The sequence below is a fragment of the uncultured Clostridium sp. genome (genome assembly GCF_947039605.1).
Lineage (GTDB): Bacteria > Bacillota > Clostridia > Clostridiales > Clostridiaceae > Sarcina.
On record NZ_CAMQZG010000027.1, the window covers coordinates 35,212 to 48,162 of the forward strand.

General features: G+C 27.7%; 15 protein-coding genes. 1 reads left to right on the top strand and 14 read right to left on the bottom strand.

Translation table 11 applies throughout. The features are described 5' to 3' along the window. Positions 1-160 precede the first annotated feature (160 nt). The 8 genes from galU to Q0V24_RS11085 all read right to left on the bottom strand — a co-directional run bounded on the left by galU (position 161) and on the right by Q0V24_RS11085 (position 6,546). Positions 161-1,033 (bottom strand): UTP--glucose-1-phosphate uridylyltransferase GalU, encoded by an 873-nt coding sequence (galU, locus tag Q0V24_RS11050; protein ID WP_297521465.1) that lies wholly within the window; start codon positions 1,031-1,033, stop codon positions 161-163. Positions 1,034-1,203: 170 nt separating this feature from the next. Next, complete coding sequence (locus Q0V24_RS11055) at positions 1,204-1,545, bottom strand: hypothetical protein (protein ID WP_297521440.1); 342 nt, start codon at positions 1,543-1,545, stop codon at positions 1,204-1,206. Positions 1,546-1,551: 6 nt separating this feature from the next. Continuing rightward, positions 1,552-2,790: a DUF1576 domain-containing protein gene (locus tag Q0V24_RS11060; protein ID WP_297521442.1), complete on the bottom strand. Its 1,239-nt coding sequence runs from the start codon at positions 2,788-2,790 to the stop codon at positions 1,552-1,554. Positions 2,791-2,902: 112 nt separating this feature from the next. Next, positions 2,903-3,046 (bottom strand): hypothetical protein, encoded by a 144-nt coding sequence (locus tag Q0V24_RS11065; protein ID WP_297521444.1) that lies wholly within the window; start codon positions 3,044-3,046, stop codon positions 2,903-2,905. 538 nt (positions 3,047-3,584) lie between these two features. Then, a complete protein-coding gene (locus Q0V24_RS11070) occupies positions 3,585-3,905 on the bottom strand; it encodes a hypothetical protein (protein WP_297521446.1) in 321 nt (106 codons plus the stop codon). A gap of 153 nt (positions 3,906-4,058) precedes the next feature. Further along, the gene (locus Q0V24_RS11075) at positions 4,059-4,568 is read right to left on the bottom strand and encodes a hypothetical protein (RefSeq protein ID WP_297521447.1); all 510 of its coding nucleotides are present in this window, start codon (positions 4,566-4,568) and stop codon (positions 4,059-4,061) included. A 111-nt stretch (positions 4,569-4,679) separates the two neighbouring features. Beyond that, positions 4,680-5,408 carry a VanZ family protein gene (locus Q0V24_RS11080; protein ID WP_297521467.1) on the bottom strand — a complete coding sequence of 243 codons (729 nt, stop codon included), beginning with the start codon at positions 5,406-5,408 and terminating at the stop codon, positions 4,680-4,682. Positions 5,409-5,559: 151 nt separating this feature from the next. Beyond that, a complete protein-coding gene (locus Q0V24_RS11085; RefSeq protein ID WP_297521449.1) occupies positions 5,560-6,546 on the bottom strand; it encodes a hypothetical protein in 987 nt (328 codons plus the stop codon). Positions 6,547-6,736: 190 nt separating this feature from the next. On the opposite strand from Q0V24_RS11085, the gene Q0V24_RS11090 reads away from it, so the two are divergent. Then, positions 6,737-7,870 carry a hypothetical protein gene (locus tag Q0V24_RS11090; protein ID WP_297521451.1) on the top strand — a complete coding sequence of 378 codons (1,134 nt, stop codon included), beginning with the start codon at positions 6,737-6,739 and terminating at the stop codon, positions 7,868-7,870. 58 nt (positions 7,871-7,928) lie between these two features. Here the strand turns inward: Q0V24_RS11090 and Q0V24_RS11095 are convergent, their stop codons facing one another. The 6 genes from Q0V24_RS11095 to Q0V24_RS11120 form a co-directional block, all read right to left on the bottom strand. Continuing rightward, a complete protein-coding gene (locus Q0V24_RS11095) occupies positions 7,929-8,456 on the bottom strand; it encodes a hypothetical protein (protein WP_297521453.1) in 528 nt (175 codons plus the stop codon). A 46-nt stretch (positions 8,457-8,502) separates the two neighbouring features. Further along, positions 8,503-8,928 (bottom strand): hypothetical protein, encoded by a 426-nt coding sequence (locus Q0V24_RS11100; RefSeq protein WP_297521455.1) that lies wholly within the window; start codon positions 8,926-8,928, stop codon positions 8,503-8,505. Positions 8,929-9,175: 247 nt separating this feature from the next. Beyond that, on the bottom strand, positions 9,176-9,976 hold the full coding sequence (gene pnuC, locus Q0V24_RS11105; protein WP_297521457.1) for a nicotinamide riboside transporter PnuC: 801 nt from the start codon (positions 9,974-9,976) through the stop codon (positions 9,176-9,178). A gap of 909 nt (positions 9,977-10,885) precedes the next feature. Next, positions 10,886-11,626, bottom strand: a complete 741-nt coding sequence (locus Q0V24_RS11110; RefSeq protein ID WP_297521459.1) for a class B sortase — start codon at positions 11,624-11,626, stop codon at positions 10,886-10,888. A gap of 18 nt (positions 11,627-11,644) precedes the next feature. Further along, on the bottom strand, positions 11,645-12,595 hold the full coding sequence (locus tag Q0V24_RS11115; RefSeq protein ID WP_297521461.1) for a hypothetical protein: 951 nt from the start codon (positions 12,593-12,595) through the stop codon (positions 11,645-11,647). A 123-nt stretch (positions 12,596-12,718) separates the two neighbouring features. Next, on the bottom strand, positions 12,719-12,951 hold a 233-nt coding region (locus Q0V24_RS11120), incomplete at its 5' end, for a hypothetical protein (protein ID WP_297521463.1).

A 12,951-nucleotide genomic window follows, 5' to 3' on the forward strand; every position in this document is an offset into this window, starting at 1 on the left:
AATTCTCTCCTCTAAAATTAATTTATAATCATTTTATGAAAAATTTATAAAAGCCCCTAAAATTTATAGAGGCTTTTATTTTTTTCATCTTATATATATTCATTCCAAAATTAGATTCATAAACTATATCTATGATTCTAAATTATTTTATATTCTAAAACTATTTAACTATCCCTTTTAAATATTTCATAAAATCATCTTTAAGCTCATCTCTTCTTAGTGCATACTCAACTGTTGCCTCTAAGAAACCTTGCTTTGACCCAACATCATATCTTCTACCCTTAAAGTCAAAAGCATACATAGCCTCTTCTTCAACAAGTCGTAATAATGCATCCGTAAGCTGAATCTCTCCACCCTTACCTGCTGGAGTTTTTTCTAATAAATCAAATATTCTAGGAGTTATTATATATCTTCCAAGAATAGCAACATTACTAGGTGCTACTTCTTTATCTGGCTTTTCAACAAGTCCCTTAACTTTATATACATTGTCTTCAATGTGTATGCAATCAACTATTCCATATTTATCAACATCATCCTGTTCTACTGTTTGTACCCCAAGTACTGATGTCTTATACTCATTAAAACATTTTATTAATTGACCAAGACAAGGCTCTTCATCATTATAAACTATATCATCCCCAAGAAGAACTGCAAATGGCTCATTTCCTACAAATGTTCTAGCACATCCTATAGCATGGCCAAGTCCTCTTGGTTCTTTTTGTCTTATAAAATGAATATCAACCATATCTGATATTTCTCTAACCATTTTAAGCATTTCTACCTTACCTGACTTTTCAAGTTCAAGTTCAAGTTCTACTGATTTATCAAAGTGATCTTCTATACACTTTTTACTTCTTCCTGTAATTATTAATATTTCTTCTATCCCTGAAGCTATTGCCTCTTCTATTATATATTGAATAGTTGGTTTATCAACTATTGGTAACATTTCTTTTGGTTGTGACTTTGTAGCAGGTAAAAATCTTGTCCCAAGACCTGCTGCTGGTATAATTGCTTTTCTTATTTTGCTCATAATAATCCCCTTATCCCTCTTCTATTAACCCTATACTTTATATATTAACTAAAATTATACTATTATATGAGAACTTGTAGTTAACAATCTTTTACATATTTTTTAATTTATATGATTAAATATTTTAAATAATGTAAAAAGAGCTATAAATTTAATTATAACTCTCCTTTTTATTAATCTACTCTCATAACTTTTATCGTTAATATACTATCCCTATAACTTATCTGAGCCTCATCAATCATCATACCAACAAGCGTAAGTTCACAATCAAAACTTATTTCTCCACCAAGTTGCCAATAATATTCTTCAATCTCACGTTGCCTTGGTGTGCTTAAAAGAACCTTTAAATTTAAAAGCTCATCCTCTGACATATTCTCAACTACTCCAGATATAAAAAAATGATGCTTATTATCTTCCTCGCTCATATCAATATGCACATTAGTATTTCCAAGCTTATTATAATAAGTCACAAGCTCATCTAGTATTCTTATATTTTTCTCAATTGTAAATTTCATCCCCTACTACTCCTTCTTAAAAGTTGTTATAAGTGGCATTAAAATCATAGCTACAAAACCACCTGCAAGTCCATTGTTATAAAGATTTAAGCCCCCATGCATATAGCCTATATTAGAAACTATATTCACATGAATTATTCCAGCTATTATCCCTACTATCCATCCAAACTTTCCTGCAATAGGTGCAAGACATGTAGAAAATAGTATAGCAAGCATACTATGCGGAGAATTTACTGGTCCTTCAATAAAAATAGCTGCAATTATTGCACCAATCATTACTGGTGTAATATTTTTTATATTTTTACCAAAGGCTCCAAATCCAACAATTGTAAAAATAGCACAAATGGTAGCCCCATTTAAATCCCCATCTAAAATTAAAACTACAAATGTACTAAATACCCCTAAAACTCCCATGTTTATATAAGCTGTAGGTCCAAATAAAATATAAAAGTCACTTATAAGTCTTCCACTTTGATTTGTTAAAACCTTAAACTTCTCCTTATCATTCCCACCCTTAATAACTCCTATCAAAATAAGATAACTAGATACTATAAGTAAAAATATAAGTAACGTAACATTATCCCCTGTATGCCACATTAATCTTTCATCAAAATCTATTCCTAAACCTCTTAGAAAAGACATTAACAACGTTGCTACTAGCCCACTAGCAAACCCTATATTATATAAATTATAACCATTATGTACTTTGATCGAGTAAGATGCTATTGGTGGTAGAATAAACCCTAAAAGTATTCCAAGTATTATCCCCACAATAATAGAAATTTCCAGTGGCATTCCTGACCCAAAACTAAGTTGACTTACAACTGGTGCAAGTGATGTACCAAGCAATGCTACAAGTATATAATTTAAAAATGGCTCTTTTTGATACCTTGAAAATAAATAAACTCCTAATATAACAGGTATTATATTGAAAATATTTTTTCCAAGAAAAGAAAACCCTGTAACAAGCCACATAGCCATAATAGTAGACCCATTTGGCTTTACTTTATTCTTTATAAGTATTCCAAGACAAAAACTCCCTGTAATTGCTGCATTAACAAGTGTTGCACCAATCCCCCCAATTGCCATGTAATCACTAATTAAAATATCTGGAGATTTAAGTATTTTTCTAAACCCCACGAAAATTTCGCTTGGTGTATCAATAATAAATGCAAACACTATAAAAAATGTATATAAAATAACTAAAACAATATAAGGTGGATAAAAGTTTTTCTTACTATCCAATAAATCACCTCTTCTGTATTTTCGACCCAAGAAAATATCTAAATCAATTCTAGTACATAATGGTAATTTATTCAATTATTATAATATTTTGGTTGTATTTGATTTAAAATTACTATTCTAGACTTTTTGCAGTAAACTTCCAATTTATTTTAAGCATATTTTGAACCCTAAATACAACTTCTTCTATTGTCGCTAAAAGTCTTGTAAAATCTGTTGGTGTTATATCAATGTCATTATCACACTCCTCCTCATTCATCTGAGCTTTTTGTATTTCTATTAATTTATTATTTATATCATTTAACTTTTTAGTATAAGTTTGATTTATCTCAACAGAAAAAGCATTACTAGAGTAAGTTTAAAATATGTTTAGTTCTATGAATTCTTCCTTCACATAAAAATAAAACGCTAAGTAGCAAATCACATAATTGCTACTTAGCGTTTTAAAGTTTTCCTTAAATTATTGGTGAAATTTTTATCTTTAGTTCTAAATAAAGGTTTTCAATCCTATTTAGTTTTTTCTTCAAATAAATTATACCATTCGATACACTTCACTTTAAAATAGTTTTTTCCCCCTTTTTACTACATTTTTTTTATTAAAAGTTTATATTAGATTAAACTCTCTTTTTAATTGGTATGCTTTATGTATACCAATTAAAATTTGTCTAATTTCTATCTCTTTTTAAAGTAATATAATAAAAACTTAAACTTTATTTTGTATTACTTTAAAAAAAAGCCTATAAAAAAACTTTTTAAAAAAACTTTTTTATTTTTACTTTTATTAATAAAATTTTTTTTTACCAACTTAAATCTCTATCTTCTTGCATTATATCCATATCCTCTTCTAATTCTTGCTCTGCTTCCAAATCATAAAGATTATTTGCTTCTAATATCCCCTCTCTTGCAAGGCCTCTATCTATCATATTTTCATTATTTATAGAATTAAATCCTTCTATTTCTACAATCCCTTCATTTCTTAATTCAATATTTTCTTCTTCTTCAAAAATCCTATCTTCTACAGCTCTTCTGTGAATACTTTCAATTTGACCTTCCTCAGTAATTCTTTCTACATACTCTCTATACATAGGATCATTTAAATCATCTTTTCCATAACTCATATTCTTTTCCACCTTTCATTTATATCAACTTATCTATTTTCCTTTATACTTTATTATTCCAAATTACCTTTGAAATTATTTTGAAATTTCAAATCAAAAAACCACAGAATAAAATTACTTTATCACTGTGGTTTTCTATACTATTTTTTATTTTTATTTTTTCTCTCTTTTGAATGCTTCTCTAGCCTCATCACCCATTTCTTTCATACCTGCAATATCAGGAGTTACATTTCTATAATCATCTGTCACAACAAACCAAAAGCCTTGATTTATATGATAAAGCTCTTTTGATTTATAATCATAATAAAATTCTGAGGGACTATCCTGCCCCACCTCTGTTATATGACATAAATCTTTATTCTGAAGTTCTTTAATATAATCCTCATTAGTAGTTATAAACTCCGCTACCGCAATTTTCTTATAACTATAAGAATCTAAAATAACTTGTGCCTCTGCTACTATTTTATCTTGTGCTTCCTTACTAAACTCTCCTGCAGGATTTTCACCTTTTTTAGCTTTAGCATCGCCTTCTTTTTTATCTGCTTCCTGTAAAGTCTCTTTTCCTACCTCTTTTTTCACCTCTTCTTCTCCGCCACATCCCATTAACCCCGTCATACCTACCACTGCAACTAACATACATCCTAAAACAAACTTCTTTTTCATAAAATCCACCCTAAACTTTATTTTATTTTTATAAACTCTCATTACTCACTCTATAAGTAAGTTCTATATTCTTTTCTAAATTCCTTTTAAAAAATTTTTTTTTTTACTTATCTATATAATTTCTTGCTTTCTCTTTATATAAACTTCATACCTTTCAAGCAAATAATCAAATAGTTTATATAGCCCAAATCCTATTACACCACCAAGTGTATTACATATAATATCATTTATTTCAAAATACCTTTGCACACTTGGAATTAATACTGACAATAAAACCTGTGAAGTTTCTATACAAATAGTAACTTTTAAACAAAGTGCAAGTACACTTTTCAACCTTTTAAATTTTTTTGTTTTAAAATACATCATATAAAATGCTAACGGTGCTAATAATATTAGATTTCCACCTATTTGATATATGAAACCATATATTCCACCACCTTCATATACCTCTCTTAAACTCCATAATGGTCTAAGCCATATATTGGGCATTCTATGAATAACTTCCTCACCTATAGAAAAACTTATAGGAAAATATATTTTTGAAATCAAAAATATAAGATAAATTATAAAAGATGTAAATATTATTTCATTAAATAAATAATTATGTTTTAAAGCTTTAGTACCCTCTCTACTATACAAATCATTATTTTGCTTTTTATTAAAATAATTGTACTCCCCTGACTTCACATCAAATTTTGCACTCTCACCAAGTATTAATCCTTTAAATGATTTTCTAACCTTATTTATTACTCTAAATTCCAGAAAATTAGCTAACCTTAAAACTTTTAATATTAAATATACCCCAACAATTGTTAGTGCAAATCCATTTTGACTTATCATTATCACTCGACAGTTCCCCCTCACTCTAAATCTATGAACTCTCTCCTGATTATGTCCCAAAACTTTCCAAACTAAACATTTATAGAAAAAGCTTTTGACCTTAGCATATATATGCTAAGGTCAAAGGCTTCTAAAATATTTAATTCTCTATTTATTTTAAAGTGAAACTTCCTTTTTCCGTAATCTCTGAATTTGTATTAGTTGTTTCATATGTTTGACTCTTTAAATATAGTATTATTGTTCTTACATTTTGATCACTAGATTGAATGATTTTAATAGCATTCTCAGTTGTCACAACATCATAAAATGCATCCATACCAAATGCTGAATCATATAAAGAACCGGTCCATGATGTATCGGCTATTTTTCTTAAAGTTCCACTAGGACATGCTTTTTCACTTCCTACTGATACTTCTAATTCTCCTGTTTCTAATTTTCTAAACATAAAACTTTCAAAACTATCAATTGATGCTGAATCTTCATAATCTATATAAATTTTACTCGTTCCATTAAATAACTTATCTCTATTTTCTTTTTTTTCATCTTCAACTTTTTCTTTATCAGCCTCTGCTTTTTTAGTAGCCTCGACTTTTTCTTCTAATGCCTTAATCTCTAAACTCATATCTGCATACTTTTTATTAGCTTCATCTGATAAACCCTCTAAATTAATTTCAGCAAATGTCTTTTTAGCTTCCTCTAATTTTTTTTCTTCTAAAAAATTACTTACTATCTGTAACTTTTCTTCTATCTTAGAATCTAAACTTTCTCTTTCTTCTATTTGAACTTTCAATGCCTTTATATCTTCAACTAAATTCTCATATGTAGTATTACTCTCTATTTTTTTAAGCTGTAGCTTTGCTTCCTCAAGATCTCCATCTTCAACTGCTTTTTCTGCAAAAATAAAACTTTCTAAAAGCTTATAACTTGAAGTAGCTAAATTTTTTTCCTCTCCACTTACCTCATCACTAGCTAATTTAAATAAATTTCTAGCCTTTTCATACTCTTCTGAGGCCACTGCTATCTTTGCCTCTTCCATTACCTTTGATACTTCTTTAACTTCTTCTACTGCCTTGCTTCCACATGCAACTGTTGTAAACATAGTAGCTAAAACTAGCCCTACTATTAAATATTTTTTCATATTATCCCCCTTGATGTCTTAAACTAATTAATATAATTAATTTATGCCTTAAAATAGTTATATTAATTTATTGTCGGTTTTTCTTCAAAAAACTTTAGTATTTTCAAGACTTTTTTGTAACTTTTAAAATTTCCCCTTAGAGTAAAATTAGACTGAATTAAAACTTATACTACACAACAGGAGAATACTAATGAAAAGAACTGGAATCGTCGGAATATCAGTCATTGCTACAATACTAATTAGTGGCATATCTTACTATGCTATAAACTATAGATATATATCACATACAACCTTAGCTAATAACCAAATTATCACCCCAGTAAATAAAAGCAATAATACTAATTCTTTAATTAAAACTATCCCAACCACTACTACTAGCTCTAAAATAAATACAACCACTACCCAAACTTCTAATACTACAAAAAATCCAATAAATCCAATCATAGCATCCCAAAATATAAATATTGCCAAAACAGCTAACCTAAAACCTTCAAGTAATATCTACATATTAGAATTTAAAAACATAGAAAATAGAATAACTCAAATACTTAAAACGTCAGTAAATGATAAAGGTAACATAAATTCTATGGTTGATGGTAATATAACCTCTGCTAACCTCTGGAATGCACAGATAGATAAAATACTTTTAAATATTCAAAATAACCTTGGTGAAAAGCAACTTAAAATCTTTAATGAACAAATTAAAATTAGCAAAGAATTTATAAAGAACGAAGTTAAAGAAACTCAAAATGCACATAGTGGTGGTAGTATGCAATACCTTGAATCTGCAACTCAGAGACTTTATATGTCTGGTAGAGCTGCAAATTTCTTGCTCTATAACTATATAATCGATAATGGAGAAAATCCACAATTCACTGATGAATATGCCTCATCTAATTCAAATATATTCTTAGCTGATAATGGACATATACCTGACTACACTCCACAACAATTAGACCTTATTAATCAATATAAAAATGAATTTTTAGAAACAACTCAAATTTCTAATAATTATATAAATGCAGCTAAACAAAGTAAAATATCTATGACAACCGCATATAATAATGTTTTAGGTGCTTGGAATGATACATTAAATGATGTTTATCAAGAACTAAGTAATGTAAGTAAACAATCTGAAACACCTTATGAGTATGATAAAATATGGCTTAACTATAAAAAACAAATGGTTAATCTAGAAGGACAAATGTACTCAAACCCACTTGAAAATGAGCTTGCTAAAAAGCGAATGTCAATTAGACTTACTCAAATGGAATCTTATAATTTACTAAATCAGTTTGCATCCTCTGCATTTTTACATCATTAAATTTAAAGACAAGCTCTCAGCAAGCTTGTCCTTTATTATGTATACACTAAATTCTATATTATCCCTCTTGATTTTCTATAGAATTTTCATCTTTTTCCTTAGCTTGTACAATTATATCTGCTTCTAGCTTAGTTTTTTCATCAATAACTTTACTTAGTTCTTCCTCTAAAATCCTATTAGTTTCCTTTAAAGAATTATTAGTTTCCACTAATTCCTGTCTTTCATTTACACCACTATTTTTTAGTTCACCAACTTTACCTCTAGCTAATACTAAATTATCACTATTATAAAAAGTTGATATTCCATTTAAATCTTTTTCAATTTCTGTAAAATTTAAACTATTTAAGTATCCACTCTTACCATTTATATCATTTTCTATAAATGTATTTGCAAACTTCTTAAAATTAGAATCTTTTATATTCTCCTTATATACCTTACTTGCAAGATAATAATTTTCACTAGTAAACTTATCCTTAAAATCTTCTATCGAAGTATTTTCACCACCTGCACACCCTGAAAACAAAACCGCACCCATAATAACCATTAAAACTTTAATCTTCATAACTATTTCCTTTATACCCTTCATTAATATATAAAATCTAGCCCCAATTTTAAAGTACTATCCTTATAACTTATATAGAATCATAATCCCCAACTAAAATAATTTCTTCGTTATATTCCTTACAAATATCTTCAAACTCTGATATGCTATTTTCCAACTCATCTAAACTCGAATTTTCTATCCCCTTAGCTAACTTATAACTAATAGCTATAAGTGCACTAACCTCATTATTAAATTCACCACTAAGATTTCTATCTATCGCTAAAGAAAACTCTTCACTAATTTTAAGTCCTACAAACATTTCGCTATACAATTCTATTTTTTCAATTAAACTTTCATTTAATTCTTTGCTCACTGTCACTATACTTGGAAACTCACAAGTTATTTCACCTATAATTTCACTATTGAATTCAAAAATCAAACCTAATAACTTACCTAGCTTCTTATCTAAGATATTTGCAAGTTCTAAGCTTATGTCCCCCTCGATATACCTCATATACAATTACTCCTTATTGCTAAAATATTTTTTCTGAACTAAAACACTATATATCTATTAAACCATATAAAAATAAAAGGTAATTTGATTTTTTGTGACTAGAACTTTAAATTTACTTTAGCAATATAAGAACAATTATTAAGAATACGTAAAGTGTTTTTTATAGAATACTATCAAAGGCATAAATATTTCTAACTAAAAAGACACCCTCACAAACTTGAAGATGCCTTTTATATCTATTTAATTACTATGCTCTTTCAATTGATGTAGCATGTACATTTTCTTGTTCTTTTTGTTTTTTGTACATTTTTATCCAAGAATATAATCCATAAAGAGAAATTACTCCATACTGACCTAGAACTATTGCACCAGATAAATCTGACATAGAGAATACTCCACTCTCAATAATACTTTTTATAAATATTATAATTCCTGCATTTGCAACAAGCCAAAAATACCATTGCTCAATAAATCTTTTAGATGTTATATAAACTGCAAATATAGTCATAACTGATGTTAATGCATCAAGTTTAAATTGTGGATCTGCTGCTATTTGCATGCCAAATAATGAACTAAATATATTAGGTAAATACTTAAGGAAAACTGCATATACTCCCCAAGCTATAATAGCAAGTATAATTGATACAACCCAATTCATCTTTGTAAATCTTCTAACTATAAGCTTCTTTTCCTTAGAATTTTCAATATGCTTTTTCCAAGCTATAAAACCTGCTACCTCTAAAGGAAGTAAAATAATAAAGTTTTGTATGAACTGTCCATATAAATTTTCATGTAGACAAATAATTGCATATGTTACTGTATTTAATAAGAACCATAAATAATATGCAGCTTTTGCTCTAACTTGGAAGATAGATGCTAGTACCCCTGAAATAGCTGATATAAGTCCTATTATACTAAAGAAACCGAACAATCCTATAAATGACTCTTGTCCCATTATTAATGGAATAAAGAATGATACAAATGAGGCTACTATGAAAAATACTAAAAATCCTTTTTGAAAAGGTGATAATTGCTTAAAAAATTGCATTAAAAAAATCCCTCCATATTATATTAAATTAATATAAAATTTATCTTATGTGTTAATATCTAACGAATATTACTTTTAAATCTTAATACATTTTTCGCAAAATTTCAATACTTTTCACAAAATTAATCGTTTTTTATTTAATTTTATTATAATTTCATTCGTCTTTTTTTATTTAAACTTTTCTATTCTCAAATTTTTATACTATTGTCAGTATTAATATTTTTATATTTCCGAATATTTAATTATAAATAAAAAAATAGCCATACCAACCCCTTGGCATGACTACTACTTATTTATCTCTCTCAAATTATCCCACTACTCATTACCTTAGCTGAAAACTACCCCTGTCTTAACTAAAATACTTTAACAATTATTACAATTTATATTCTATCACCTTAAAAGTTATTTATATACAAAAACTAATTGATATTTTTCGACATTTTTTTGTTTTATGAATTTTAATAAATTTTTATATAAATCTACTTATTCTAAAATTTCTAAGGTAATCTCATTTCACAAGTTTTTTTGTAATTTTAAGGGAATAATTCTTATTTTTTACTATTTCCTTCTAATCCTTCATCATTTTTCAAATAATTTTATTACATATATTGTATCTTTAAATTTTTATAAACTCCTATTTAAAAAAATAATTTAAATATAATATAATTTCTTGTAATTTCTTATTCTCAGCTTCCATAAGCTTTATAGCATAATTATTTATAATAACACCTTTATTTTCTACATACTGCTATTCTTCATCTGCTAATTCTAATCCTCTTAGCTTTATAAAAAAACTTCCCTAGAATTTTATAATTCCACGGAAGTTTTCTTTTTCAAGATTTTTAATATCATACGAACACTTACAATTCAATACTAATTTATTGTTATAAATTTTTCTTTATCTATATCTTAATTTACCCTTTCAGCAACAACTAAAAAATGTTTTCCTGATCCATTTGATAAACAAGTATTAAGTATCATTAAATTATTTCCGCTATACTCTTGTTTACCATATATTGAATCTTTCATAAGTGAATCAACCTCCTTAATTTTTTCTTCCTTACTTAAATTTCCTAATGTCATAGCTACCGTCGGTACAGAATACATAGCAATTATAGCTTTAAATTTTTCTAATTGCTTAGTTTGGCCATTATAAACATAAATAACTTGATTTTCAAAAGCATTTTTATTAGCAAAAGTTTGTAACTGTGAAAACATAATTCCATTTAACATATTATGTCCATTAATTAAAGAGACAGCTCCAAAACCACCTTTATTATGTTCTGATAAAAATACTGAACCATTCCAGTAAGAGTCACCTTTCCAATTATGATCTAAATAATAGTTATCACCCTTACCAAAATTAACAGGATAATTTATATTAGTCCCTGGAATTGCAATCCATCCAATTACACCATTATTTATATTATGAGCTTTATCATAATAAGTCTTTAAGTCTCCAACCTTCTCAATCGGAGCTATAAAGCTATCTGTTGTAGCTATACTTCCTTGCGGAGTTGCAAAACTTAAATCCATATTCATATATGTACTATATGTCCATTTTACATAACCGTAAATACTTCCTAATATAATAATAACTAAAGCTATTAAAACAATAGCTAATTTTTTTCTTTTTTTTCTTTTTTTCAAAAAACTCTACTCCTTTACTTATAAAAATAAAAAAGATATCAATGCAATTAATAATGCACCAATCACAAAATATGTAATTGGACTAATAAATATTTGCATAAATACCGACACACTATAGTCAGTATTCTCACCCTTCTTTTGTACAGAATTTTCTTTTTTAGGATTATTTTTTTTAATGCTAGATACCTGATTAATATTATTCTTTTCACCAAATATTATAGGTATTTCTTTTCTTATAGATGCTACACCTCTGCTCACACCAACAATTATCTTATTAGAATTTTTATCGTAGTGAGCGATATATGCCCTTAAGTTACCTTCACCACCACTTAAGATATCTTTAACAGATAAATCTTGCACATTAAAATCCCTTGAAACATTTATAGTTGCCTTAAATCTCACTACATTATAAATAAATGGTGCAATTGTAATGTTTCCAGCTCCATCACTTGCCTTAATATATGTTTCATTATAAGATTCCTTAGATGTATCCACATTCGGAAATATTATATCCCCCTTTATCTTTTCTCCACTGCTATTATATAAAACCGGTGCCACCAAAGCTTTTAAATCAACTTGATTACCAACTTCATAAATATTATTTACAATCCCAACTTTTAAAATAGGAGCTTTAGGATTACTGATATTTATTACCTTGTAACCATTATTCTCCCCTTCATTTACTATCTTCATTTTACCATATTGAGTTTGAATTATAGTATTATCCATTTTTAATAATATCCCTCTATCAGTAGCCTTAGGTTTATCAAATATTATTCCTTTTTCACTGCTTATCTCCGAAAGATTATTTGTACCTGTAGTATATGTAATTAAATTATTTACTTTTGATTGTTCGCCGACAGAAACAATATTATCCTTCACTTGTTCATTGCTATCTGCTAAGACTTGCGTAGAAGCTATTGTTGTAATACTCCCCACCAACAGTAAAGTCAATATTTTTTTTTTCATTTGTACTCTCCTAACCTCTATATTTAACTTTTTTTAAAAAAATGTAAGATATGAATACTTCATACCTTACATTTAAAATTAATCTCATATTACTTAAATCATTTTTCTACTTATTTCAAAATATTATCTTTTTTTTCTTAATAATAAGCCTAAACCTAATCCAAGCAAGCTTATAAGACCTAATACTTTACCAGTATCTTCAACTGCTCCGATATAATTAATTCCCGTATCAGGAAGTTTAGTTATTACTGGTGTTACTGGTGTCACTGGTGTCACTGGTGTTACTGGTATTACTGGTGTCACTGGTGTCACTGGTGTCACTGGTGTCACTGGTGTCACTGGTGTCACTGGTGTCA

Excerpts from the sequence above, each read along its gene's own strand:
- Q0V24_RS11075 (WP_297521447.1), bottom strand. The coding sequence starts at position 4,568 with ATGAAAAAGAAGTTTGTTTTAGGATGTATGTTAGTTGCAGTGGTAGGT.
- Q0V24_RS11115 (WP_297521461.1), bottom strand. The coding sequence starts at position 12,595 with ATGAAAAAAAAAATATTGACTTTACTGTTGGTGGGGAGTATTACAACA.
- Q0V24_RS11065 (WP_297521444.1), bottom strand. The coding sequence starts at position 3,046 with ATGAATGAGGAGGAGTGTGATAATGACATTGATATAACACCAACAGAT.
- pnuC (WP_297521457.1), bottom strand. The coding sequence starts at position 9,976 with ATGCAATTTTTTAAGCAATTATCACCTTTTCAAAAAGGATTTTTAGTA.
- Q0V24_RS11095 (WP_297521453.1), bottom strand. The coding sequence starts at position 8,456 with ATGAAGGGTATAAAGGAAATAGTTATGAAGATTAAAGTTTTAATGGTT.
- Q0V24_RS11090 (WP_297521451.1), top strand. The coding sequence starts at position 6,737 with ATGAAAAGAACTGGAATCGTCGGAATATCAGTCATTGCTACAATACTA.
- Q0V24_RS11085 (WP_297521449.1), bottom strand. The coding sequence starts at position 6,546 with ATGAAAAAATATTTAATAGTAGGGCTAGTTTTAGCTACTATGTTTACA.
- Q0V24_RS11100 (WP_297521455.1), bottom strand. The coding sequence starts at position 8,928 with ATGAGGTATATCGAGGGGGACATAAGCTTAGAACTTGCAAATATCTTA.
- Q0V24_RS11070 (WP_297521446.1), bottom strand. The coding sequence starts at position 3,905 with ATGAGTTATGGAAAAGATGATTTAAATGATCCTATGTATAGAGAGTAT.
- Q0V24_RS11055 (WP_297521440.1), bottom strand. The coding sequence starts at position 1,545 with ATGAAATTTACAATTGAGAAAAATATAAGAATACTAGATGAGCTTGTG.
- Q0V24_RS11080 (WP_297521467.1), bottom strand. The coding sequence starts at position 5,408 with ATGATAAGTCAAAATGGATTTGCACTAACAATTGTTGGGGTATATTTA.